The 21600-nt window shown below is 70.6% G+C and carries 20 protein-coding genes; 6 read left to right on the forward strand and 14 right to left on the reverse strand.

Annotated elements, in window-relative coordinates:
* Window positions 1–11: 11 nt before the first annotated feature.
* Window positions 12–395 (reverse strand): DUF4148 domain-containing protein, encoded by a 384-nt coding sequence (locus AVAK2825_RS10060; RefSeq protein ID WP_284397394.1) that lies wholly within the window; start codon window positions 393–395, stop codon window positions 12–14.
* Between the two features lie 63 nt (window positions 396–458).
* Here AVAK2825_RS10060 and AVAK2825_RS10065 point away from each other — a divergent pair, with 63 nt between their 5' ends.
* A complete protein-coding gene (locus AVAK2825_RS10065; RefSeq protein WP_272566480.1) occupies window positions 459–896 on the forward strand; it encodes a winged helix-turn-helix transcriptional regulator in 438 nt (145 codons plus the stop codon).
* 23 nt (window positions 897–919) lie between these two features.
* Here the strand turns inward: AVAK2825_RS10065 and chrA are convergent, their stop codons facing one another.
* Together chrA and AVAK2825_RS10075 are read right to left on the reverse strand one after the other, a co-directional pair.
* Window positions 920–2290 (reverse strand): chromate efflux transporter, encoded by a 1371-nt coding sequence (chrA, locus tag AVAK2825_RS10070; protein ID WP_502870521.1) that lies wholly within the window; start codon window positions 2288–2290, stop codon window positions 920–922.
* Window positions 2291–2404: 114 nt separating this feature from the next.
* Entirely contained in the window at window positions 2405–3109 is a 705-nt protein-coding gene (locus AVAK2825_RS10075; RefSeq protein WP_284397403.1) for an SDR family oxidoreductase, read from the reverse strand.
* Between the two features lie 115 nt (window positions 3110–3224).
* Here AVAK2825_RS10075 and AVAK2825_RS10080 point away from each other — a divergent pair, with 115 nt between their 5' ends.
* Window positions 3225–4145, forward strand: a complete 921-nt coding sequence (locus tag AVAK2825_RS10080) for a LysR substrate-binding domain-containing protein (protein ID WP_284397406.1) — start codon at window positions 3225–3227, stop codon at window positions 4143–4145.
* On the opposite strand, the gene AVAK2825_RS10085 is transcribed toward AVAK2825_RS10080, so the two are convergent.
* Window positions 4142–5053, reverse strand: coding sequence for a DMT family transporter (locus tag AVAK2825_RS10085; protein ID WP_284397409.1), 912 nt, complete (start codon window positions 5051–5053; stop codon window positions 4142–4144). The genes AVAK2825_RS10080 and AVAK2825_RS10085 overlap by 4 nt on opposite strands.
* Before the next feature lie 181 nt (window positions 5054–5234).
* On the opposite strand from AVAK2825_RS10085, the gene gcvA reads away from it, so the two are divergent.
* On the forward strand, window positions 5235–6125 hold the full coding sequence (gene gcvA / locus AVAK2825_RS10090) for a transcriptional regulator GcvA (protein ID WP_284397412.1): 891 nt from the start codon (window positions 5235–5237) through the stop codon (window positions 6123–6125).
* 21 nt (window positions 6126–6146) lie between these two features.
* Here gcvA and AVAK2825_RS10095 read toward each other — a convergent pair whose 3' ends face one another.
* Entirely contained in the window at window positions 6147–6692 is a 546-nt protein-coding gene (locus AVAK2825_RS10095) for a GNAT family N-acetyltransferase (RefSeq protein WP_284397415.1), read from the reverse strand.
* Window positions 6693–6911: 219 nt separating this feature from the next.
* On the opposite strand from AVAK2825_RS10095, the gene AVAK2825_RS10100 reads away from it, so the two are divergent.
* Window positions 6912–8687, forward strand: coding sequence for a diguanylate cyclase (locus AVAK2825_RS10100; protein ID WP_284397418.1), 1776 nt, complete (start codon window positions 6912–6914; stop codon window positions 8685–8687).
* Between the two features lie 105 nt (window positions 8688–8792).
* Here AVAK2825_RS10100 and AVAK2825_RS10105 read toward each other — a convergent pair whose 3' ends face one another.
* From AVAK2825_RS10105 to AVAK2825_RS10120, 4 genes are all read right to left on the reverse strand, one after another.
* A complete protein-coding gene (locus AVAK2825_RS10105; RefSeq protein WP_284397422.1) occupies window positions 8793–9497 on the reverse strand; it encodes a riboflavin synthase subunit alpha in 705 nt (234 codons plus the stop codon).
* Window positions 9498–9612: 115 nt separating this feature from the next.
* Window positions 9613–10974, reverse strand: coding sequence for an esterase-like activity of phytase family protein (locus AVAK2825_RS10110; RefSeq protein ID WP_284397426.1), 1362 nt, complete (start codon window positions 10972–10974; stop codon window positions 9613–9615).
* Window positions 10975–11049: 75 nt separating this feature from the next.
* Window positions 11050–11289 (reverse strand): hypothetical protein, encoded by a 240-nt coding sequence (locus AVAK2825_RS10115; protein WP_284397429.1) that lies wholly within the window; start codon window positions 11287–11289, stop codon window positions 11050–11052.
* A 111-nt stretch (window positions 11290–11400) separates the two neighbouring features.
* The gene (locus AVAK2825_RS10120) at window positions 11401–12303 is read right to left on the reverse strand and encodes a DMT family transporter (RefSeq protein WP_284397432.1); all 903 of its coding nucleotides are present in this window, start codon (window positions 12301–12303) and stop codon (window positions 11401–11403) included.
* Window positions 12304–12368: 65 nt separating this feature from the next.
* On the opposite strand from AVAK2825_RS10120, the gene AVAK2825_RS10125 reads away from it, so the two are divergent.
* On the forward strand, window positions 12369–13325 hold the full coding sequence (locus tag AVAK2825_RS10125) for a LysR family transcriptional regulator (RefSeq protein WP_284397434.1): 957 nt from the start codon (window positions 12369–12371) through the stop codon (window positions 13323–13325).
* Between the two features lie 33 nt (window positions 13326–13358).
* Here the strand turns inward: AVAK2825_RS10125 and AVAK2825_RS10130 are convergent, their stop codons facing one another.
* Window positions 13359–14240 carry a siderophore-interacting protein gene (locus AVAK2825_RS10130; RefSeq protein WP_502870522.1) on the reverse strand — a complete coding sequence of 294 codons (882 nt, stop codon included), beginning with the start codon at window positions 14238–14240 and terminating at the stop codon, window positions 13359–13361.
* A 128-nt stretch (window positions 14241–14368) separates the two neighbouring features.
* Window positions 14369–14887 carry a PadR family transcriptional regulator gene (locus AVAK2825_RS10135; RefSeq protein WP_284397437.1) on the reverse strand — a complete coding sequence of 173 codons (519 nt, stop codon included), beginning with the start codon at window positions 14885–14887 and terminating at the stop codon, window positions 14369–14371.
* Window positions 14888–15119: 232 nt separating this feature from the next.
* Between AVAK2825_RS10135 and AVAK2825_RS10140 the strand changes: the two genes are divergently transcribed.
* A complete protein-coding gene (locus tag AVAK2825_RS10140; protein WP_284397440.1) occupies window positions 15120–15878 on the forward strand; it encodes a M91 family zinc metallopeptidase in 759 nt (252 codons plus the stop codon).
* Between the two features lie 27 nt (window positions 15879–15905).
* Here AVAK2825_RS10140 and AVAK2825_RS10145 read toward each other — a convergent pair whose 3' ends face one another.
* From AVAK2825_RS10145 to AVAK2825_RS10155, 3 genes are all read right to left on the reverse strand, one after another.
* Complete coding sequence (locus tag AVAK2825_RS10145) at window positions 15906–17576, reverse strand: NAD(P)-binding protein (protein WP_284397443.1); 1671 nt, start codon at window positions 17574–17576, stop codon at window positions 15906–15908.
* 30 nt (window positions 17577–17606) lie between these two features.
* Window positions 17607–19184, reverse strand: a complete 1578-nt coding sequence (locus AVAK2825_RS10150) for a polyamine aminopropyltransferase (protein WP_284397446.1) — start codon at window positions 19182–19184, stop codon at window positions 17607–17609.
* Window positions 19185–19281: 97 nt separating this feature from the next.
* Window positions 19282–21453, reverse strand: coding sequence for a TonB-dependent receptor (locus tag AVAK2825_RS10155; RefSeq protein WP_284397449.1), 2172 nt, complete (start codon window positions 21451–21453; stop codon window positions 19282–19284).
* Window positions 21454–21600: the final 147 nt, after the last annotated feature.

Below are 21600 nucleotides of genomic sequence, written 5' to 3' on the forward strand. Positions count from 1 at the left end.
CGTGCGCGGGCTCACTGGCCGTCCGCTGCCTGCTGTTTGCGGACTTCCGCCGGGAATGCCTCGCTCTGGCGAAGGCGCAGGTACTCCTGCTGGGCCGCGTCGTAGGCCTTCGTTTCCAGGCCGTACGAACGCGACAGCCCTTCGTACCGGTCGGCGCCCGCGCGGCGCCACAGGGCGAGGTCGGCGATCACCTCGGCACGGGACAGCGTGGGCTGTTGCTGCTGTGTCGCGGTGCGCTCCTGTGCCTGGGCGGGCATCGCGAAGGCACTCGCCAGCGCCAGTGCCGCGGCCACCGTGGCCCGAAGGCGTACCGGGGCGGCGGGCGAAGCAGGCAACGGGGTCTTGATCGACGGCGAGGAATTCAGGGTGAAATAGGGCATTGGGATGGTTTCCATGGGTGGACTGGCAGAGGTCCGCATGTTAGTATCGATTTAATAGTTAGTCAATACCGAAACGATATGAACGCTGAAAAATCGGGCGACAGCCCCTGCCCCATCGCGCGCAGCCTGCAGGTTCTGGGCGATGCCTGGACCATGCTGATCCTTCGGGATGCGCATGCCGGCCTCACGCGCTTCGATCAGTTCAAGAAAAGCCTCGGGATCGCGCCCACCATGCTGACCAAGCGGCTGGCCGCCATGACCGAGGAAAAGCTGCTCGAAAAGCGCCAGTACTCCGAACGTCCGCCGCGCGAGGAATACGTCCTGACCCAGGCGGGGCGCGACTACCTGCCGGTGCTTTTCATGATCGGCGCGTGGGGGCGAAAGCACCGGGGCACCGGCCCGCTGGTGCGCTTTCAGGACGCCGAGCGGGGAACCGACATCCAGCCCATCGCGATCGATGCGGTGACGGGCGCGGAGATCGGAACGCGCGCCATCAAGCTGGTGAATCCGGAGTGACGGTGGCTGCGCGCTGCAGCGGCTCACACCCCTGACAGCCGGCACGCCACGCCGAGCAGTCCGCAGAGCGCCAGCACCGGAATCACACCCCATCGGAGCCGGAACAGGGCCGCCGCGGCCAGCACGCCGATGGCGGCCGAGGCGGCGTCGAAGCGGCCTCCCAGGCCCTTCGGCCACAGCACGTGATAGGCGAAGAACACCGCCAGGTTGGCGATCACGCCGACCACGGCGGCGGTGATGCCGGTCAGCGGCGCGGTGAACTTCAGGTTGCCGTGGGTGGATTCGATGAACGGACCGCCCAGCAGGATGAAGACGAACGAAGGCAGGAAGGTGAAGAACGCCACTGCGGTGGCGGCCACGGCGCCTGCCAGGAACAGCGATCCGGGCCCGAAGAGAGCATGGGTCCATCCCCCGACGAAGGCCACGAACGACACCACCATGATGAGCGGGCCGGGCGTGGTCTCGCCCAGCGCCAGGCCGTCGATCATCTGCGTGGCGCTCAGCCAGTGGTGGTGGTCGACGGCGCCCTGGTAGACGTAGGGGAGCACGGCGTAGGCGCCACCGAAGGTCATCAGCGCGGCCTTGGTGAAGAACCACCCCATCTGGGTCAGTACCCCATGCCATCCGAACAGCGCCCAGAGCCCTCCCAGCGCCAGCAGCCACAACCCCCCGCCCACCAGCAGCACCTTGGCGAAACGCGCCCACGAAAACAAGGCGTGGGGCGGCGCGGGTGTGTCGTCGTCGATCAGTGCCCGCCCGGCCGATGCCGCTGCCGCGCCATGGGCGCCGCCGGCGGAAAAAGCCTGTGGCGACACCCGGCCGCCCACATGGCCGGCCAACGCCGCGAGCAGCACGATCGCGGGAAACGGCACCTGCAGCGCGAAGATGGCCGCGAACGCGGCCACCGCGATGCCCCACAGCCAGCGGTTCTTCAGCGTCCTGCCACCGATCCGCCAGGCCGCCTGCACCACCAGCGCCGTGACGGCCGGCTTGATGCCGTAGAACACCCCGGCGATCACCGGCACGTCTCCATGGGCCATGTAGAGCCAGGACAGGCCGATGAGGAGGCACAGCGACGGCAGCACGAACAGCGTGCCGGCGAGGATGCCGCCCCCGGTCCGGTGCAGCAGCCAGCCGAGGTAGGTGGCCAGCTGCTGGGCCTCGGGCCCGGGCAGCAGCATGCAGTAGTTCAGGGCGTGGAGAAAGCGCTTTTCCGAGATCCACCGGCGGCGCTCCACCAGTTCCGCATGCATGAGGGCGATCTGCCCGGCCGGGCCGCCGAAGCTGATGAAGCCGAGCTTCAGCCAGAAAAGCAGGGCCTCGGAGAGTGGCAGCGGGTGGGGGCGTGCCGATGCGGCGTCGTCGGGCAAGGCGGTGTCCATGATCGATTCCATGAGCGCTTCCAGCACTGGGACGGGACACCGTCTACCCGGGGCGGGACGGGAGGCTGTGTTCCCGGTGCGCGGATCATAGGCCCGCCGCCGAGGCGGTGGAAGGGTCCGGACGGATCACGGCGTGCGCATGAGCCCGCCGTCCACCCGCAGGCTCTGCCCCGTGATGTAGGCCGCCCCGTCGGAGGCCAGGAAGGCGACCGTGGCGGCCACTTCCTCCACGGTGCCGTAGCGCTGCAGCGGCACGGCGGTGCGCCGCTCTTCCCACACGGGCAGGCTGTCGATCCAGCCGGGCAGCACGTTGTTCATCCGCACGTTGTCGGCTGAGAAGCTGTCCACGAAGATGCGCGTGAACGAGGCCAGGCCGGCGCGCATGACGGACGACGCCGGGAACAGCGCGCTGGGCTCCAGTGCCCAGGCCGAGGAGATGTTGACGATCGCCCCGCCGCCCTGCCTCTGCATGAGGGGCGCCACCAGGCGGGTGGGCCGGACCACGTTCAGCAGGTAGGTGTTCATGCCCTCGAGCCACTGTTCGTCGGACAGGTCCAGCAATGGCGCCCGAGGCCCGTGGCCGGCGCTGTTGACCAGCACGTCGATGCGGCCCCAGCGCCGGTGGGTCCGGTCCACCAGCCGCCCGATGTCCTCCACCGACTGGTTTGAGCCGGTGACCCCCACGCCCCCGAGCGCCTCGGCGAGCGCCTGCCCTTTCCCGGAGGAGGAAAGGATGCCGATGCGAAAGCCGTCGGCGGCCAGCCGGCGTGCGGCCGCCGCCCCCATGCCACTGCCGCCGGCGGTGATGAGCGCCACTTTTTCTACTGCCATTTATCGGTCCTTGCGTGCCGCTAGTGGCACCTGGAGATTGTTCGACAGCCCAGGCGTTTTAGGGGCATGGAGCCCGGCAGATCGCCTGCCTCGAATCAGTAGAAAATCTGCACCCATGACGCAACCCCTCGGGCGCATGCCCTCGCTCAATGCCCTGCGTGCCTTCGAGGCCACGAGCCGCCACCTCAACTTCCGGCTGGCCGGGCTGGAACTGGGGGTGACGCAAGGCGCGGTGGCGCAGCAGGTCCGGGCCCTGGAGGCGGAGCTGGGCCTGAAGCTCTTCGAGCGCCTGCCCCGCGCGCTGGCGCTCACGTCCAACGGCCAGCGCTACATCGTCGGCGTGCGGCGGGCCTTCGAACTGCTGGCGCAGGCCACGGAGAGCCTGGTCCCCCAGCCCCTGCGACTGACCGTGAGCGTGACGCCCACCTTCGCCACCAAATGGCTCATCCCGCGGCTCGACGGCTACACGCGCCGGCACCCAGGCGTCGATCTGCGCATCCTGGCCACGGAGCGGCTGGCGCACTTCCACAACGAGGCGGTGGACCTGGCCGTGCGCTACGGCTGCCCGCCGTTCGGTCCCGGGCTGTCGGCCGATCTGCTGTTCGAGGAATGCCTGGTCGCCGTCTGCAGCCCGCGGTGGCGAGAACGGAGCGCGCAGGCCGGGCGGGCCGGCGAGGGCATCGCGCAGGCGCTGCTGCACGATGCCCAGTCGCCATGGGAGACCTACTTCGAGCAGTGCGCGCCGCAGGCCAGGGCGCCTGCGGCGCGCGCCCTGCATTTCAACCAGACCACGCTCGCCATTGATGCCGCCGTCATGGGGCAGGGCCTGGCGCTGGCCCAGCAGGAATTCGTGGCGCCCGATCTGGCGGCCGGGCGGCTGGTGCTGGCCTTTCCCGAGGCCTTGCGCACCGGCGCGGGCTACTACCTCGTGCACCCCCGCAAGCAGCGGCACCCCGAATCGGTCGCACAGGTGCGGCGCTGGCTGCTGGACGGTGCGGGCGGACTGCCGACCGCCCCACCCTCGCTGCCGGGCTAACGTCCAGGTTTCGCCACTGGCGTCGGCCGCAGCACCAGCCACAGCGCCGCGGCGATCAGCCCGCCGCCGGCCGCATGCGCGGCGGTGGCGGCCTCGCCCAGTACCAGCCAGCCCCAGGCCACGCCGAACAGCGGCACCAGGAACGTCACCGACAGCGCCTTGAGCGGCCCCACGTCGGCGATGAGCCGGAAATACAGCACATAGGCCAGGGCCGTGCACAGCAGCCCCATGGCGAGCATGGCGGCCCACACCGTGGGCGGCGCGGCCATCCAGGTGGCGGGCAGGCCGGGCTGGCGCCACACCTCCCAGGCCGCGAACGGCGCCAGCACCAGCACGGCGCCCCACTGGCTGCCCACCGCCACCAGGCGGCTGTCGAGCCCGCCGCGCGCGGTGATCCAGCGGCGCGTGAGAAAGCCCGCCGCGCCGTAGCAGGCCGTGGCCACCAGGCAGGCGCCCATGCCTGCCAGCACCTGCGGTGACAGGGCCACGGGGCCCGTCTGCGCCAGCACGGCCACCCCGGCCATGCCCAGCAGCACGCCGGCCGTGCGCGCGGCGGTGATCCGCTCGCCGAAGGCCGCGGCGCCGATCAGCACGCCCATGAGCGGCGTGGTCGCGTTCAGGATGGCGCTGTAGCCCGCCGGCAGCGTGCGGGCCGCGAGCGCGAACATCAGGAACGGCACCCCCGAATTGACCACGCCCAGCACCAGCGCCGCGCCCAGCTTGCCGTGAAAAGCCGGCCGCAGCCGCGCGAACGCCAGCAACGCCATCAGCCCGGCCGCCGCCAGCGCCACGCGCCCGAAGGCCGTGGGCACCGCGCCCAGTACCGGCACAGCGATGCGCATGAACAGAAAACTGCCGCCCCACAGGGCGGCCAGGGCGAACAGGCGGATCAGGCTGGCGAGGGTCATGGGCGGCGCCGGCGGGGCGCGGACCCCGCCGAATCGGCAAAACGAAACGACGAAACCGAAGGCTTTCGCCAAGCCCTGGCGGGCCCGGGACGCCCCCGGCGCTGGAGGCCCATTCTTCGAAATCCGGTGGGTTCGCGCAAACCATTTATGCTGCGCGACTGTTTATTTTGACTGAACGGTCATGCGCCTGCCTCCCCTCATCGCCGTGCGATTTTTCGAAGCCACTGCGCGCCATCTGAGCGTGCGCCGCGCCGCCGCCGAGCTGCACGTCACGCCGGGCGCGGTGTCGCAGCAGGTGCGCAAGCTGGAGGAGTTCCTGGGCTGCACGCTGTTTGAGCGCCTGCCGCGCGGCCTGGCGCTCACGCGGGCGGGTGCCGAATACCAGTCGGCCTGCAGCGATGCGCTCGCGGTCATCGGCCACGCCACCTCGCGGGTGGCCGCCGGCGCGCGGCGCGTCGTGCTGGTGAGCTGCACGCCTGGCTTCGCCGTGCAGTGGCTCGTGCCGCGCCTGCAGGACTTCCAGCAGCACGTGACCGGCCTGGACGTGCACGTGAGCACCACCAACCGCACGGTCGATCTGGCCGGCGAGGGCGTGCATTTCGCGGTGCGCCACGGCATGGGAAAGTACCCGGGCCTGCGGGCGGAAGCGCTGCTGGCCGACGATCTCGTGCCCGTGTGCAGCCCCCGCCTCATCGCGCCGCGGCGCATCGCGCGCGCCCGCGACATCGACGGCCACCGCCTGCTGCACGACGAGCACCGGGGCGACTGGCGGCTGTGGTGCGAGGCGCACCGTATGCCCCGGGTAAACACCGAACAAGGCGTGGTGTTCGCCGATTCCAACGGCGCCATCGAAGCCGCCGTGGCCGGCCGGGGCTTCGCGCTGGTGCGCCGCGCGCTCATCGGGCGCGAGCTGGCCACGCGCGCCTTGATCGGCGTGCAGGCGGGTGCGCTGGCCACGCCGCTGGCGTACCACCTGGTCTATGCGGCGCCCGCGCTCATCGATCCGGAGCTGCGGCGTTTCCGCGACTGGATCGTGGCGCAGGCCGGGCAGGAGCGCGGCGGCGGCGCTTGAGCCCTGCTGCGGGCGGGGCGCTCAATCCCCCGGCAGGTCCCGCACCATGTACACCGCGCCCTCGCCGTAGGTGGCCAGCCGCGTGCGCTGCGCAGCGTCCTGCAGCGGTGCGGGGGCATAGCCGTGCCGTGCCCAGTAGCCCTGCGAGCCCTGCACCGAGACCAGCGCGCTGTGGCGCAGCCCTTCGCTGCGTGCCGTGGCCCAGGCCGCGGCCAGCAGCACCTGCGCCAGGCCCTGTCCCGCCAGCGCGGGCGCCACGGCCATGTCGTGCAGGTACAGCGTGTCGGGGGCCTGAGCGGCCTCGAAGTCGCCGTGCAGCGGCGTGACCTTGCCCCGCAGCGAGCGGTAGGCCGCCAGATAGGCGCCCAGGTGGCCGTCCCGCTCCAGGGCCAGCGAGCACTGCGCCGGGCTCGCCAGGCGGCGCAGGAAGACCGCATGGCTTTCCTCGAGCCCCTCGCCATAGCAGGCGCGCTGCACCTGCAGCAGGCCGGGCAGATCGGCCGCGGCCAGCGGGCGCGCCCGGAGCGGTGCGGATGGCAGGGGGTGGGATCGGGCGTGGGCGGGCATGGGCGTGGGCGGTGCGAGGGGGCGGCACGGGCAGCGAAGGCCTCCATCCTACGGCCGGTGCCTGCCGGCCCGTGCAGGCGCATTTCTTGCATCCTTTCGTTGCCAATTCCCCGAAAACCGTCGCCATTTGGCCCATCCGTTCGCGGCCGGAGCGCCCCGATCGGATGCAGGTGAGAGAATTTCCACACCGCTGCCCTGCCGTACTGATGCCAGACCACCATGTCTTTAAGCCGATTCCTTCGCCTTTTCGGGGCCCTCGTGGTGTTGGCCACGATGCTGCTGGTCGGCCGCATCGCCACGACGGAGTACCAGTCGGTGCGAGCGTCGGCGGCCAGCGTGGAGGCCATCGACCAGCTGCGCGCGGGGCTGCTCGCCGCCGAGATGGTGTCGCGCGAGCGCGGCCCCACCAACGGGGTGTTGGGCGGCCCGTCGCCCCTGCCGCAGGAGCTGCAGCAGCCGCTGGCGCAGGCCCGCGCCCGCACCGACCGCGCTTTCGACGCGCTGCATGGCGTGCTGGCAGCGCGCAATGGCGATCCCACGCTGGCCGACAGCGCGCGGCGCGTGCTCGCCGCCAAGATGGCGCTGGCCACGGCCCGTGCGGCAGTGGACCAGGTGGTGGCACAGCCGCGCGAGGCGCGGGCGCCGGAGTCGATCCGTTCGGCAGTCTACGGCATGGTGGCGATCGTGCCGCTGCTGGCCCCGGTCACGAGCAGCCTGGCCAATGCCGCGCGGCAGCACTACCCGGCCCTGGCCGATGACGTGCAGGTCGCGCGCCTCACGGCCGAACTGCGGGAGTTCGCGGGGCTGCTGGGTTCGCATTTCACGGCGGCGCTGGCGCGCCAGCAGCCGTTCACGGCCGAGGAACGCCGGGCCATCGAGCAAACGCGCGGGCGCATCGCGCAGCTGCGCTTCCTGATCGAGCTGCGGCTTTCGGTGCCCGAGCAGCCGCGCCCCATCGCCCAGGCGTGGCAGACGGTGCAGCAGCGCTACTTCCGCGATACCGGGCCGCTCATCGACCGCATGATCGCCGCCGGGGAGGGCAACGGCCGCTACGGGCTGGACGCCGCGGGCTTCGCGGCGCTCTACGTGCCCGACATGAACACCATCTTCGATGTGCGCGACACGCTGCTCAACCAGCTGCGCGAGCGCGCCAGCGCCGAATACACCCGGGCCGTGCGCATGCTGGGCCTGGTGGCCGCGGGCTCGGTGGTGCTGCTGGCGCTGCTGCTGGTGGCGCTGTCGATGGTGGACCGGCGCGTCCTGCGCCCGCTGGTGCAGACCGCGCGGGCGCTGAAGGCGCTGGCCAACAACGACCTGGATGCGCCCCTGCCCCAGCCCGCCGCCAACGACGAAATGGCCGCGGTGATCCGCGCTGCGCGCGAGCTGCAGCTGCAGACCCGCCAGCGCGAGGCCCTGGAGCGCGAGCGCAACAGCCTGATCGCGCAGCTGCGCGAGCAGTCCAACACCGACTTCCTCACCGGCCTGCCCAACCGGCGCGCCTTCTTCGACGCGGCGGAAAGCGTGCTCGCGCAGGCCCGGCGCCACGGCTTCGGCGTGGTCATCGTCATCCTGGACGTGGACCGCTTCAAGATGCTCAACGACCAGTGGGGCCATGCGGTGGGCGACCAGGCGCTCGTGTCGGTGGCGCGCGCGCTGCGGGCCGAACTGCGGCTGGGCGATCTGGTGGGCCGCTTCGGTGGCGAGGAGTTCGTGGTGCTGCTGAGCCACTGCGACCCCGCGCACGGCGTGCGGCTGGCCGAGCGCCTGCGCGAGGTGGTGGCGAATCTGCAGCTGCTGCTGCCGGCATCGCCCGAGCCGCTGCGCGTGACGGCGAGCTTCGGCGTGGCCGATTCCGGCCGCCACGGCCTGGTGCTGGACCAATTGCTGTCCGAGGCCGACGCGGCGATGTACCGCGCCAAGGAAACGGGCCGCAACCGCGTGGTGCTGGCGGAGCCCCGGGCGGACACGGGCGCCGGGGAGCTGGTCATTCTTTGACGTGTCCAGGCGTTTGCTATTGAATTAATAGCGATACGCCCTAGTGGAATATGTGCTGGAGCCCGTTTTGATGCCGGGCTGCCACACCCGGAGCCCGGTGGCCCTTCAGCGCGGCAGCACGGGCGGCTGCACGAAGTCTTCGAGCGACAGGCCCTTGTCGCGCAGCAGCGCCTCCAGCACCGGCTGCAGGGCCCCCAGGCTTTCCTGCACCGCCTCGCGCACGGTATCCACCACCACCTGCGTGCTGCGCTCGATCTCGATGTTGAGGCGGTCGCCCGCCTGCTTGTGCTCGAACACCGTGGCGCGGCGCGTCTCGGGGATCAGCCACACCTCGAACCAGCCCTCGGCGCGGTTCACCTCGGAGACCGTCAGGCTCGCCCCGTGGATGGCGATGTAGCCCTTGGCGAAGATGTACTTGCGGAAGGCGGGCGGAATGTCCACGCGCCACACGCGGTTGTTGTCCGACTCGCGCACCGACTGCAGCGTGGTGGCGAAGTCGATGTGGCCCGACAGCGGGTGCCCGCCGATCTCGGCGCCGTCCTTGGCCGCGCGCTCCACGTTCACCCGGTCGCCCACGGCATAGCTGCCCAGGGTGGTCACGTTCAGGCTCTGCAGCACCACGTCGAACGCCGCCGCGTGGGGCGGCAGCAGCTCGGTCACCGTGAGGCACACGCCATCCACCGCCACGCTCGCGCCCACGGCGAGGTCCTGGCAGAAGCCGGGCGGAAAATCGATGATGAAGGTCCTGAGGCCTTCGCGGTCATGGATGGCGGCGAGGGCCGCCGTGGCTTGGACGATGCCAGTGAACATGCGTGTGGATTCCCGGTGCGTGGAAAAAGGCCGCCGGGGGCAGCGCCGCGCAACCGGGTGCCCCGAGGGTGCGGCGATTTTGCCACCCGGGTCGGGGCCCGCCGCCTGCAGGGTTTCAGCGCGCGCGCAGCAGCTCGCCCACTTCCAGCAGCACCAACTCGTTGTCGTCCGCCCGGTTGGGCTCGCGGCTGGAGCTGAACGGCAGGTTGTTGTCGTTGCCCACCACGATGTGCGTGGCGTCCACCACGTCCACGTTCTCGATGGTGAAGAACGGGAAGGTGAGCACGCCGTTGTTCAAGGGCTTCTTCGCCAGGCGCTGCGGGTCCTGGATGTTCAGCAGGTCGATGTAGCCCACCTTGCGCAGCTCGGCGCCCGCGTTGGCATCGGTCAGCTCCACCTTGTACACGCGCTTGAACTTCGCCAGGTCGTGGAAGCAGTCGGTGCGCTTCTGGCCTTCGGGGCAGGCCTTGTCGGCCGTGCCCTCGCCGTTGTCGCGTTCGATGATCAGGCCGGTGTTCTCGTCGATCATGTTGAAGTCGCCGATGGCGTGGTGGTTGGCCTCCAGCACGTACTTCCAGTGGCGGCCCGTCCACTTTTCCTGCTTCACGTCGAATTCCAGCACGCGCAGGTATTGTTTGCCGCCTTCCACCGCTTCGTAGGCCTTGGCCGATTCGTTCCACACCGGGCCTTCCAGCAGCGCGTAGAGCTTGCTGCCGTCCCTGGACGATGCCATGCCTTCGAAGCCCTTGGAGCGCTTGATCTCGAAGGCCGGCGCCTTGGCATCGGGCGCGCCCGCGGCGGTGATGGCCGGGTGGTCTGGCGAGCGCACGACCTTGCCGTCCACCTGCGTCTCGAACACGGCCAGCACGCGGCCGGACAGATCGGCCTTGATGAGGTAGGGGCCGAACTCCTCGCCGATCCACAGCGCGCCGCCGGCGAACTGGAAGCTCTCGGGATCGAAGTCCGAGCCGGTCAGGTAGCGTTCCTTCGTGCCCTCTTCGGCGATGCGAAACGGTACCTTCTTGTCCGGGTCGTGCAGGAACACCGTCTTCTGGCGCTTGAACTGGCCGCTTTGGAAGTCCACCGTGTAGTGGTTCAGGTACAGCATGAAGTCCGGCGAATTGGCCTTGGCCCCCGCGCCGTTGTCGGTCAGGATCCAGAACGATCCGTCGGCCATGCGCTTGATGCCCGAATGGCCCTGCGCGGGCTGGCCCTTGAACGGCAGCGACACGCCCGTGGGCCGGCCGGCGGAGGTGCCTTCCACACTGCCCAGCTTGTCCACGCGCTGCGGCGTGGTGAACTTGCCGCTGGTCTGCAGATCGGCCGGGGCATGCTTGGGCGCGGGAATGAAGGTCTGCGCCGGCAGCACCGCATGGCCGGCGAGCGTGGCGGGAAAAGCCTGCTGGGCGTGGGCGGGCAGCACGGCGGCGGCGAATGCCAGAAGAGCGAGGGGCGCGAGGCGGAAAGAGGGCAGCATGCGATGGCTTGTGGCGAACGAAAAACGCAACGATGCCGGCGCGCCGTTACAGGGCCATGACGGCGCTTTCCAGCGCTACTTCTGCGACAGGGCTGCTTCCAGCCGCTGCATCTCTTCCTCCAGCGTGCCGCGGCTGCGAAAGTGGCGCTGGGCCTGGTCGTACCAGTATTCGGCGTCTTCCAGGTCGCCTTCCTGCAGATGCACGATGCCGTGCAGCCAGGCGCCCAGCGGCGTCGCATCGTCCTGCACCTGCTGGTGGGCCTCGTTCCAGCGCCCTGCGCGCAGGTGCGCCAGGATGTCGCGAAGGTCGGTCATCGGAAAGCTCCTTGTGGGCGTCGGCGCCGTCACTGCGGCTCGGGCGGGCGCGTTGTCTGCCGGAGTATCGCCGTGCAGTGTCGCGGTGCAATGGGAGCTTCGAGCCGGTGATCAGCCCGCGCGCTGGCGCGCGAGCGTCCACCACGCTGCCCCCACGATCAGCGCCCCGCCCAGCCATTGCACCGGGCCCAGACTCTCCCCCAGCCACAGCACGGCGAACAACGCGCCCCAGGCCGGCTCGGTGCCCATCAGCAGGCCCACGCGGCTGGGGGCGGTGTGTTTCAGCGCCCAGTTCTGCGCGATGAAGGCGAACACCGTGCAGCCCAGCACCAGGTACAGGCTCGCGGCCCAGAAGGCGCCCTCGGCCGGCAGGGCGGGCAGCCCGCCCGGCAGCGACACGGCCACCAGCAGGCACCCCAGCCCCACCACGGCGGACTGCACGGCGGTGAGCAGCAGCATGGGCGCCTGGGCATGCCGCCGGGTGAGGCGGCTGGTGGTGCACACGGTCACGGCGCGCAGCGCAGCGGCGGCCAGCATCAGTCCGTCGCCCAGGCCCCATCGAATCTGCAGGCCGCCGCCCGCCAGCAGCGCCGCGCCCAGCAGCGAAACGGCCGCAAAGCCGAACACGGCGCCGGCCGGCCGCCGGCCCAGCATCCACCATTCGGCGAACGGGGTGAACACCACGCACAGGCTGATGAGGAACGCCGCCTGGCTGGCCTGCGTGTGCGCCACGCCATAGGTCTCGCACACGAAGATCGCCATCAGCAGCGCGCCCAGCGGCAGGCCGGCGCGCAGGGCGCCCTGCCATTGCGCCCGCGTCGCCCGCAGGCACGCCGGGGCCAGCAGCGCCGCCGTGAGCAAAAACCGCACGGCCAGGAAACCCAGCACCGGGTAGAACGCCAGCGCCCCCTTGGCCACGCCGTAGCTGGTGCCCCAGACCACGGCCACCAGCAGCAGGACGAGGTCGGCGCTGCGCAGCAGCGTGGCGGGGCGGGCGAGGGGCAGCGTGGTCATGCGGCGATCGTAGATTCATGCCATGCCATCGATAATGGCCCTTCAAAGAACAACATTGGTTCCCCATGCGCACAAATGACGCCCTGGACTGCCTGCCCGACATGGCGGTGTTCGCCCGCGTGGCGGCGGCGGGCAGCTTTTCCGCGGCGGCGCGCGAGCTGGGCCTGACCCCGTCGGCCGTGAGCCGCCAGGTGGCGCGGCTGGAAGGCGTGCTGCGCGTGCGGCTGCTGGAGCGCACCACCCGGCGCCTGCGCCTGACCGAGGCGGGCCACGCGGCGTTCGCGCGCTGCCAGGGGCTGGAATCGTGCGCGCGCGAGGTGCTGGCGCTGGCCGGCCACCATGCCGACGTGCCCAGCGGCCTGGTGTGCATGAGCGCGCCCAAGGCCTATGGACGCCAGCGGCTGCACCCGCTGGTGCCGTCCTTCCTGGCCGCGCATCCGCAGGTGGACGTGCAGCTGGTCATCACCGACCGCACCGTGGACTTGTTCACCGAACACATCGACGTGGCGGTGCGCATCACCGACGCGCCGCCCCCGGGGCTGGCGGGCCGCCCGCTGGAGCCGGTGGAACACCTGGTGTGCGCCAGCCCGGCCTACCTGGCGCAGCGCGGCCTGCCGGAGCACCCGCGCGATCTGGCGCAGCACGACTGCCTGCCCCTGGGCGAGGACGAGCGCGACCGGCACTGGCGCTTCGAGCGGCCGGGTGGCGGGGCCGGAGGGGCAGGCGGTGGCGGCCCGGCGGAATCCGCCGTGGTGAAGGTGCGCGGCCGCTACGTGGCCAACCACAGCGAGGTGCGGTGCGAGGCCGCCCTGGGCGGCCTGGGCATCGCCTCGCTGCCGGGCTTCACGGCGCAGGCGGCCCTGGCGGCCGGCACGCTGGTGCGCGTGCTGCCCGGCTGGCGCCACACCACGGCGTATTCCGGCACGGCCTGGCTGCTGTACCCGCCCAACCGCTTTCTGCCGGCGCGGGTGCGGGCCTGGATCGACCATGTGGCGCAGGGGCTGGCCGCGCAGCCCGCATGAGGGGCCCGCGCGGCGCCTGCCGATCCCTGCCGGTCAGTCCTCGTGCGTGTCGTGCGTGGCCGCGCTGCCCCGGCGCCAGTAGCCCGAGGCCTTGACCCACTTGGGGTAGGCGCCGCGCTCACCCACCAGGTGCGCGCGCAGGGCCTTGGCCACGGCCGATTCGCAGGCCACCCAGGCGTGGAAGTCGCCCGCGGGCAGGGTCTGCGCGCGCAGCGCCTGCAGCAGGGGCTCGGCGGTGCCGGCCTCGGCGCCCTGGCGGTGCACCCAGACGATGCGGGCATCGGCGGCGGTGGGCAGGGGCTGCTCGTCGGCCGGGCCGTCCACCTCGGCCAGCACCAGCACGGGCGCGCCGGCGGGCAGTTCGGTGAGGCGGCGGGCGATGGCGGGCAGGGCCGTGTCGTCCCCGATCAGCACGTAGCCGTCGAAGGTGGTGGGAATGACCATGGAGCCGCGCGGGCCCCCCACGCCGACGGTCTGCCCGGGCGCGGCCTGCAGCGCCCATTGCGTGGCCGGGCCGGCGTCGTGCAGCGCGAAATCGATGGTGAGGGTGCGCGCGGCGATGTCGTGGTGGCGCGGCGTGTAGTCGCGCATGGTGGGCCGGGGCGAGTCGGGCGCAAGGCCCCCGGTTTCTGCCGGCACGGGAAAGTCGATCCGGCCCGTGGCGGGGTCGGGCAGGATGAGCTTCACGTGGTCGTCGAAGCCCGCGCTGTCGAAGCCCTCCAGGTCGGGGCCGGTGAGGACGATGCGCACGCAGTGCGGCGTGACGCGCTCGGCGCTTTGCACGGTGAGGATGCGCCGGCGCAGTTCGTGGCGCATGCGCTGGGGCGCGCGCGCCGCCAGCAGTTCGGGGGAAGGCTGCGCTGCGGCGGCGGCAGAGGTGGCTGGGGTGGTGGTCGAAGCGGACAGTGTGGTCATTTCAGGCTTTCTGCCGGGGCGATGCCGGCGTTGCGGAGGGAGGCCAGGGCGTCGTGGGGGCGCACTCCGGGCAACGGGGGCCGGGGCGGTCGCTCTGGGGCGTCCTGCAGGCCGGCGGGGAACAGGTGCTAAAGGCGCTCGATCTGCCGCGCCGCGGCGTCCAGCGCATCGGCGATGGCATGGATCTGCGCCTCGGCCAGCGGCTCGCGGGCCAGGCGAAGGTGCAGCGCATGGCGCAGGTTGTGCACGGCGCGCTCGACCGGCGCCGGGCGCTCGCCGTGACCGCCGCCGCGCATCGGCAGGCCGCTGGCCATGCGGGCCAGCAGCGCGTCCACCTCGGTGCGGTGTTCGGCCAGGTGGTCGCGCCCCGCATCGGTCAGCGTGTGCAGCTTGCGGCCGCCATCGGCGGTGACGGTGACATGGCCCATCTCTTCCAGCAGGGTGAGCGTGGGGTAGATCACGCCGGGGCTGGGGCTATAGGCACCGTTCAGCCGGTCTTCGATGGCCTTGATGAGTTCGTAGCCGTGGCGCGGCTTGTCGGCGATGAGCTGCAGCAGCACGAGGCGCAGGCCGCCGTGGCCGAACACGCGGCCGCCACCGCGCCGCTCGAGAGGGGGCTGGCGCACATCCAGGAATTCATGTTTCATGAGGAATTAGATATATCTAAAAAACAGAAGATATATCTATTTCGGACGCGGGCTGGGTGGCTGCCTGGGGTATCCCTGCTGGCTCCATGGTTTGCGAGAGCTCGCCAGTGCCCAACCCCTTCCCGGGATGCCGTTCGGAACCTGGTCACTTCCTTCGCGTCGCGGGCCGCCGCGTGACCGAGATGCCGGTAGCGTCTTTCCCTTTTCGGCAAACGCCGTCAGGAGGTGTCCCATGCCCATCCACCGCACGGATTTTCCCGGTGTCTACATCCATACGCCCCGGCCGCAGGAAGCGGGCGCTCGCACCCTCCAGCAGGTGGAAGCCCTTGAAGCCAAGAACCAGGATTTCTTGCACCGCAACGAGGGAACCCTGGCGCAACTGGCGTCCCAATCTTCCGGCCGCACTCTGCTGCGGCAGATCGAATCCATCACCACCATGGCGCCCCGAAAGCGCGTGGTGCTGACGCCTTCGCAAGGGGGTTGGCCGCACGCGCTTTCCTGCCAGCAGAGCGCTGGCAACACGCAGTTGCGGCCCATGGACAATTGGGACGACATCGACAGCTACATGAGCCGCCGTCCGTCGGGCGATTCGTTCATGCCCGAAGTGGCGGCCGCCCCGATGCCCGGCAGGGAGACTCCCGGCGCAGACGAAGTCTGGATCCACACCGACCCAGACATCGGCATGAAGTTTTCATCCGAGGACTCGGATGAGTACGAGTTGAGCGCAGACCATTACGTGGCAACGCTCGGCCACGAAATGATTCATGCGCGTGACAGCCTGCACGGCATTCAGCCACACCGCTCGGAAGACACTTCGACCTCTGGTCATCAGGGCTCGGACCGTCCTTTGGAGAAAGCGCTGCTGCCCGTGGAGTTGCGCACGATCGGCGTCGGACCCTATGCCGACGAAGTCCCTTCAGAAAACTCCATTCGAAGAGAGCATGGGCTGACGCCGCGCAGGAGCTATCACGGCTTTACCGATGACCATTGATGGACAGAGGGGGCCAGAGAAAAGCGCTCAGGCCAGTGCCGCCGCGTGCCCGCGCGTGAAAGCCTCTTCGAACACCGAATAGCCCGACCAGTCCGCATGCGCGAACGCCAGCCGCGCGGTGCCGGGCGTGGGCGGCACGGGTACGCGCTCTCCGTTCGATAGCTGGTAGCGCTTGCTGGACGGGCGCTGGGGGGCGATCTTGCCCAGGAACGCCTGGGTGCCGGGCACCGGGATCGACATGGCGTGGCCGTAGCGCGTGATCTCCATGCGCCGGGCGTGCCGGGCCAGGTCGGGGTGCGGCGCGGCCAGCCCGGCGAGGATGGCGTCGCGCCAGTGCGCCCAGGGTTGCTCCGCCAACTGCCGGCGGCCATCGGCCACGTCGCCCAGCGCCTGGTAGTAGGTGAGCACGGTGGCGGCCGGGCGCGGGTCCAGCCGCTGGTGGCCGGCGTTCACGTAGCCCAGGCCGCCGGGCGTGGGGTCGGCGTAGAGCACGTTGTCCCAGGCGGGGGCCGCGCCTTCGCGGTCGGCCAGCGGGGCGTCGATGTGGATGTTGGCCACCAGCCAGGGCGCCCACGACAGGCGCTGCGCCGCCTGCTGCAGGAAGCCGGGCGGGTTGCGCACCACGCGCGCCGCGATGAAGACCGGCAGCGCCACGATGCAGCGGCGCGCCTGCCAGCGCTCCACGCTTTCGCTCGCGTGGTGGAACACGTCCACCTCCACGCCCTGGCGCGTTTCCTCGATGCGCAGCACCGAGCTGCCAGTGCGCAGCTGCCCGCCGGCCTGCAGCGGCGCGGCCAGGCGCTGGGTGAGCCAGCCGTTGCCCTCGGGCCAGGTGAGCACGCCCTCGCGGTCTTCGGTGGCCGCATCGCCGGGGGCATGGAAGCCGTGGCGGCTGGCGAAGTAGTGGATGCCCGCCCAGGCCGACACGCGCGCCGTGCCGGCGCCGTAGTCGTCGCGGCAGCAGTAGTCCAGGTACCAGCGCAGGTGCGTGTCGTCGAAACCCTCCTGCTCCAGCCATGCTATGAAAGTGATAGCGTCAAGCCCTAGATGAATTTGCGCCAGGGGCTGATTGGGCTTCCATCCTTTGACCACCGGCATGGTGAAGGGCGCCGCGCGGCCCAGTTCGGCCACGCGGGTGGAAAAGCGCCGGTACTGCGCCAGCGTCTCGGCGCCCACGCCCTGCACGGGCAGCAGCCCGTCCTGCCACTGGCCCTGGAAGAACAGGCGCTCCTGCGGGCTGTGGCACAGGTGGCGCTCGTCGTAGCGCCAGCGCCCGGCCACGCGCTGGCGCAGGCCCAGCTCTTCCAGCAGGTCCTGCACCTCGCGCGCGCTGTCGCCCGGCACGGGCAGGTAGTGCGCGCCCAGCGGGCAGGCCATCCCGGCCACGCTGCCGGCGCGGCTGTTGCCGCCGGCGGTGTCCTCCAGCTCCAGCACCACGAAGTCGTCGGTGCCGGCCAGCCGCAGCGAGCGCGCGGCCGCCAGCCCGGCCACGCCCCCGCCCGCGATCACCACCTGGGTGCGCCGGACGATGTCGGGCTCGATCGGCCCGCCCTTCTGGAGCCGGTCGCGCAGCGCATGGCCGCGCGCCATGTCGATGCCGGCAAAGCCGCCCTCCAGTTCGGGCGGGGCGCCGCACCCGGCAAGGGCGGCGGCAGCGGCCGAGGTGGCCGAGGCGGCGAGGAATTGGCGGCGTTGCATGTGGGCGGTGCGGCCGGGCGGCCAGCGCGGTCAGTGGGCCGCCACCTTACCCCACTCCTGCTCGTAGGTGTGCACCAGCACCTGGTTGGACAGGCGGTTGACCTCGGCCGGCACGCGCGCCATGTCGCGCGGAAAGTCGAACAGCAGCGCCAGCGTGGGCACCGACAGGAATCGCAGCCCCTCGGGCAGCGCCTGCGGCAGGTGCCAGGGCCGGCGGCTGGCGATCACGAAGCCCCATTCGCCGAAGCTGGGCACATGGGCGTGGTAGGGGGCGGTGCGCAGGCCCAGCGACTCGATGGTCTGCACCACCGTCCAGAAGCTCTGGCGCGCCACCAGGGGCGAGGTGGTCTGCACCACGGCATAGCCGCTCGCGGACAGCCGCTGCGCCAGCAAGGCGTAGAAGCTGTTGGTGTAGAGCTTGCCGATGGCGAAGTTGGTCGGGTCGGGGAAATCCACCACGATCACGTCGAAAGCGTCTTGCGCCCCCACGCTCCCCTGCTGCATCCACTGGAACGCGTCGGTGTTCACGACATGCACCTTGGGGTTGGACAGCGCCCCACCGTTCAGCCGCGCGAGCGTGGGGTCGTCGGTGAACAGGCGCGTCATCGCCGGGTCCAGCTCGACCAGCGTGACCGACTCGACCGAGGGGTACTTGAGGATCTCGCGCACCGCCATGCCGTCGCCGCCGCCCAGCACCGCCACGCGCCGCGGCCCGGCGCCGCCCGAGGCGAACGCCGCCATCGCCGGGTGCACCAGGGCCTCGTGGTAGCGGTACTCGTCGCGCTCGGCGAACTGCAGGTTGCCGTTGAGGTACAGCCGATGCCCCGCCTTGCCCTCGGTGACCACGATGCGCTGGTAGGGCGTGGCACGGCTCACCACGATGCGGTCCTGGTAGAACTTGTCCTCGGCAAAGCGCGTGATGTGCTCCGCGCCCACCAACCCCGCCAGCAGCACGCCGAACACGGCCACGCAGGCCAGCACGTGCGCGCGCAGGCGCCGCAACTCGTGGCGAAACAGCCAGACCGCCCACAGTGCCACCGCCGCGTTCATCAGGCCGAACAGCAGCCCCGTGCGGATCAGCCCCAGGTGCGGCACCAGCAGCAGCGGGAACGCGAGCGACACCGCCAGCGCCCCGAGGTAGTCGAACGTCAGCACCTGCGAGACCAGGTCCTTCAGCACCGCGTTGCGCTTGAGGATGCGCATCACCAGCGGAATCTCCAGCCCCACCAGCGTGCCCACCAGCAGCACCATGCCGTACAGCAGCACGCGGAACGCGCCCGGCGCATAGGCGTTGGCCAGGAACAGCGTGGCCGGAAGCGCTCCGCCCACCAGCGCCACCAGCAGTTCGATGCGCAGGAAGTGCGCGGGCAATTGCCGCTCGAAGTAGCGCGACAGCCACGATCCCACGCCCATGGCGAAGAGGTAGGTGCCGATGATGGTGGAGAACTGCAGCACCGAATCGCCCAGCACGTACGAGGCGAGCGCGCCTGCGGCCAGCTCGTAGAGCAGGCCGCAGGCGGCGACGACGAAGACGCTGGCGAGCAGCGCGATGTCGATGGGGCGGGGCGCGGGCGCGGCGGAAGGGGTGGGGTGGGCAGCGGCGGTCAAGCCGCTATTTTGCGGGATGGGCCCCGGCGGCGGCCGCCGCAGGCCCGCCGGGCGAAGGCGCCTTCTTCGCCCGCCCGGCATCGCCCGGGCCCCCGGGTCAGAACTGGTAGGTGGCGCTCACCAGCACGCCGCGCGGCGCACCGGGCATGTCGACGGAGCGCCAGTATTCCTTGTCCAGCAGGTTGGTGACCGCGACGGTCACGGTCCAGGGCGCGGCGCGCCAGCCCACCATGGCATCCCAGCGGGTGTAGGCCGGCAGGCGCGAGGTGTTGGCCGCGTTGAGCCAGCGGGCGCTGGTGTGCGTCACGCCGATCTCGCCGTACCACGGGCTCTGCGGCGCATAGCGCAGGAAGACGTTGCCATTGCGCTGGGCCGTGTCCTGCAGGTACTTGCCGACGTTCGCGGGCGCGCTGCGGTCCTCGGTGACCTTGGCGCTCATGAGGCCCACGCCGCCGCGCACGTACCACGAGGGCGCCACGCGGCCGGCCGCGCTGAACTCGATGCCGCGCGAGCGCTCTTTGCCGCGCACGGCCCAGGTGAACGGGTCGTTGACCGCATCGGGACGGTACCGGATGTTGTAGTGCTCCAGCTGGTAGACCGACACCTGCGTGGACAGCTTTCCGTCCAGCCAGTCGCTCTTGGCGCCGATTTCGAACTGGCGCGAATGCTGGGGCTCGTCGTCGTACACGGCGCTGGCCGAGGTGTCCACGGTGATCATGCCGCGCCCGCCGTAGGGCGAGTAGCTCTTGTTCCACGAGGCATAGATGCTGTGCTCGCGCACCGGCTGCCAGACCACGCCCAGGCGGGGGCTGACCGAGTCGCCGTCATAGCCGCGCCCGGCGGACGTGAGCAGATTGGTGCTGTGGAAGTCGAACCGGTCGTAGCGCAGCCCGGCCAGCAGCTTCCACTGCGTGCCCAGGCTCACGAGGTCCTGCAGGTAGAGCGCGCGGCTCTGCGCCTCGTGCAGGTTGTACTGGGTGGGCGCGCCCTGGGCGGGCTTCGGGGCCCAGGGAATGGGGCGCAGCGGGTCGTAGGTGAAGCTGGCCGCGCCGCTGGACAGGCGCGGCTGGCGCTCTTCCTCGCTGGCTTCCATGCCCACGAGCAGGTCGTGCTGCAGGCCGGCCAGCGTGAATTTGCCGGTGAGGTCCACGGTGTTGGAAAGCGTCTCGTTGCGCGTCTGCTGCCAGGCGTAGTTGGGCCGTACGCGGCCGGCGTAGTCGCAGCTGGCGCCCGTGGAGGTGCGGCCCCGGGCGTTGCAGTAGGTGCCGGCGAAGTAGTGGTCGAAGTCCTGGCTGGCCTCGCGCTTGCTGGCCACCCAGCGCACGCTCCAGGCCGGGTTGAAGTCGTAGCTCAGGTCCGAACGCAGCACGCGCAGCCGGTCTTCCACCATGTCGTCGGGGTGCGCGAAACCGGTGCGGATCGAAACGCCGGCAGGCAGTTGGTCGTACGCCGGGCCACGGTCGGGCACGCGCCACACCGTGTCGTACGTGTATTGCCCCGTCCAGCGCAGGCCGGTGCGCGTGTCCACGAGGATGCTGGGCGAGACCATTTCATTGCGGTTGCGGATGCCGCTGCGAAAACTGTTCGCCTGCTCGCGGTCGGCCGTCAGCCGCACGGCCACGTTCTCGTTCAGCACGCGGTTGATGTCCAGCGTGCCGCCCACGTTGTCCCACGAGCCGCCGCGCAGGTTGATGCTGCTCTTGGCATCGAAGCGGGCCTGCTTGCTCACCATGTTGATGATGCCGCCGCCGCTGCTGCGGCCGTACAGCACCGACGCCGGGCCCTTGAGGATCTCGATGCGCTCCACGTTGGCGGTGCTGCGGCGCACCTGGCCGCTTTCGCGCACGCCGTCGCGGTAGATGTCGCCCGAGTCGGCGTTGAAGCCGCGGATCATCACGCCTTCGCCCCGCATGTCGTACTTGGTGTTCACGCCGGGCACGCCGTCCAGCATGACGGCCAGGTCGTTGATGCCGTAGCTCTTGTACTTGTTGACCTCCAGCGTGTCGATGGTCTGCGGGATGTCCTTGGGCGCCATGTAGGTCTTGGTGGCCGTGGTCACGCCTTCGGGGCGCACATCGTCGACGTCGTACTCCGACGTGACGTGCACGGTGGGCAGGGCCGCCTGGGGCGCGGCTTCGGCCTGCGGCTGGGACAGGGCGGTGGCCGGCAGGCCCGCCATGCCGGCGAGCAGCGCCGCCGCGGTGGCCGTGGCCCGGGGATGGAAGAAGGCCAGGGCGGCGGCCGCTGGTACATGGTCCGGATGTGTCATTCGCTCTCTCTGGAAAAGAAAACGGCCGCCCGGCAGGGGCAGCCGTTTGTATCGGAAAGAACAAAATTGTAACGTTACTGATAACGATTCGTATTTGGAATCTGGCCAAAAAAAGGGCATTCGGGCGGCCATCCGCCCCCTGCCCCA

This window comes from Acidovorax sp. SUPP2825 (genome assembly GCF_030158995.1).
Taxonomy (GTDB): domain Bacteria; phylum Pseudomonadota; class Gammaproteobacteria; order Burkholderiales; family Burkholderiaceae_C; genus Paracidovorax.

Bases quoted from the DNA above. Each gene is read 5' to 3' on its own strand.
- AVAK2825_RS10120 (WP_284397432.1), bottom strand. From the start codon at position 12,303: ATGACCACGCTGCCCCTCGCCCGCCCCGCCACGCTGCTGCGCAGCGCC.
- AVAK2825_RS10080 (WP_284397406.1), top strand. From the start codon at position 3,225: ATGACGCAACCCCTCGGGCGCATGCCCTCGCTCAATGCCCTGCGTGCC.
- AVAK2825_RS10085 (WP_284397409.1), bottom strand. From the start codon at position 5,053: ATGACCCTCGCCAGCCTGATCCGCCTGTTCGCCCTGGCCGCCCTGTGG.
- gcvA (WP_284397412.1), top strand. From the start codon at position 5,235: ATGCGCCTGCCTCCCCTCATCGCCGTGCGATTTTTCGAAGCCACTGCG.
- AVAK2825_RS10125 (WP_284397434.1), top strand. From the start codon at position 12,369: ATGCGCACAAATGACGCCCTGGACTGCCTGCCCGACATGGCGGTGTTC.
- AVAK2825_RS10130 (WP_502870522.1), bottom strand. From the start codon at position 14,240: ATGACCACACTGTCCGCTTCGACCACCACCCCAGCCACCTCTGCCGCC.
- AVAK2825_RS10115 (WP_284397429.1), bottom strand. From the start codon at position 11,289: ATGACCGACCTTCGCGACATCCTGGCGCACCTGCGCGCAGGGCGCTGG.
- AVAK2825_RS10060 (WP_284397394.1), bottom strand. From the start codon at position 395: ATGGAAACCATCCCAATGCCCTATTTCACCCTGAATTCCTCGCCGTCG.
- AVAK2825_RS10105 (WP_284397422.1), bottom strand. From the start codon at position 9,497: ATGTTCACTGGCATCGTCCAAGCCACGGCGGCCCTCGCCGCCATCCAT.
- AVAK2825_RS10075 (WP_284397403.1), bottom strand. From the start codon at position 3,109: ATGGCAGTAGAAAAAGTGGCGCTCATCACCGCCGGCGGCAGTGGCATG.
- AVAK2825_RS10140 (WP_284397440.1), top strand. From the start codon at position 15,120: ATGCCCATCCACCGCACGGATTTTCCCGGTGTCTACATCCATACGCCC.
- AVAK2825_RS10065 (WP_272566480.1), top strand. From the start codon at position 459: ATGAACGCTGAAAAATCGGGCGACAGCCCCTGCCCCATCGCGCGCAGC.
- AVAK2825_RS10110 (WP_284397426.1), bottom strand. From the start codon at position 10,974: ATGCTGCCCTCTTTCCGCCTCGCGCCCCTCGCTCTTCTGGCATTCGCC.
- AVAK2825_RS10135 (WP_284397437.1), bottom strand. From the start codon at position 14,887: ATGAAACATGAATTCCTGGATGTGCGCCAGCCCCCTCTCGAGCGGCGC.
- chrA (WP_502870521.1), bottom strand. From the start codon at position 2,290: ATGGAATCGATCATGGACACCGCCTTGCCCGACGACGCCGCATCGGCA.
- AVAK2825_RS10145 (WP_284397443.1), bottom strand. From the start codon at position 17,576: ATGCAACGCCGCCAATTCCTCGCCGCCTCGGCCACCTCGGCCGCTGCC.
- AVAK2825_RS10095 (WP_284397415.1), bottom strand. From the start codon at position 6,692: ATGCCCGCCCACGCCCGATCCCACCCCCTGCCATCCGCACCGCTCCGG.
- AVAK2825_RS10155 (WP_284397449.1), bottom strand. From the start codon at position 21,453: ATGACACATCCGGACCATGTACCAGCGGCCGCCGCCCTGGCCTTCTTC.
- AVAK2825_RS10100 (WP_284397418.1), top strand. From the start codon at position 6,912: ATGTCTTTAAGCCGATTCCTTCGCCTTTTCGGGGCCCTCGTGGTGTTG.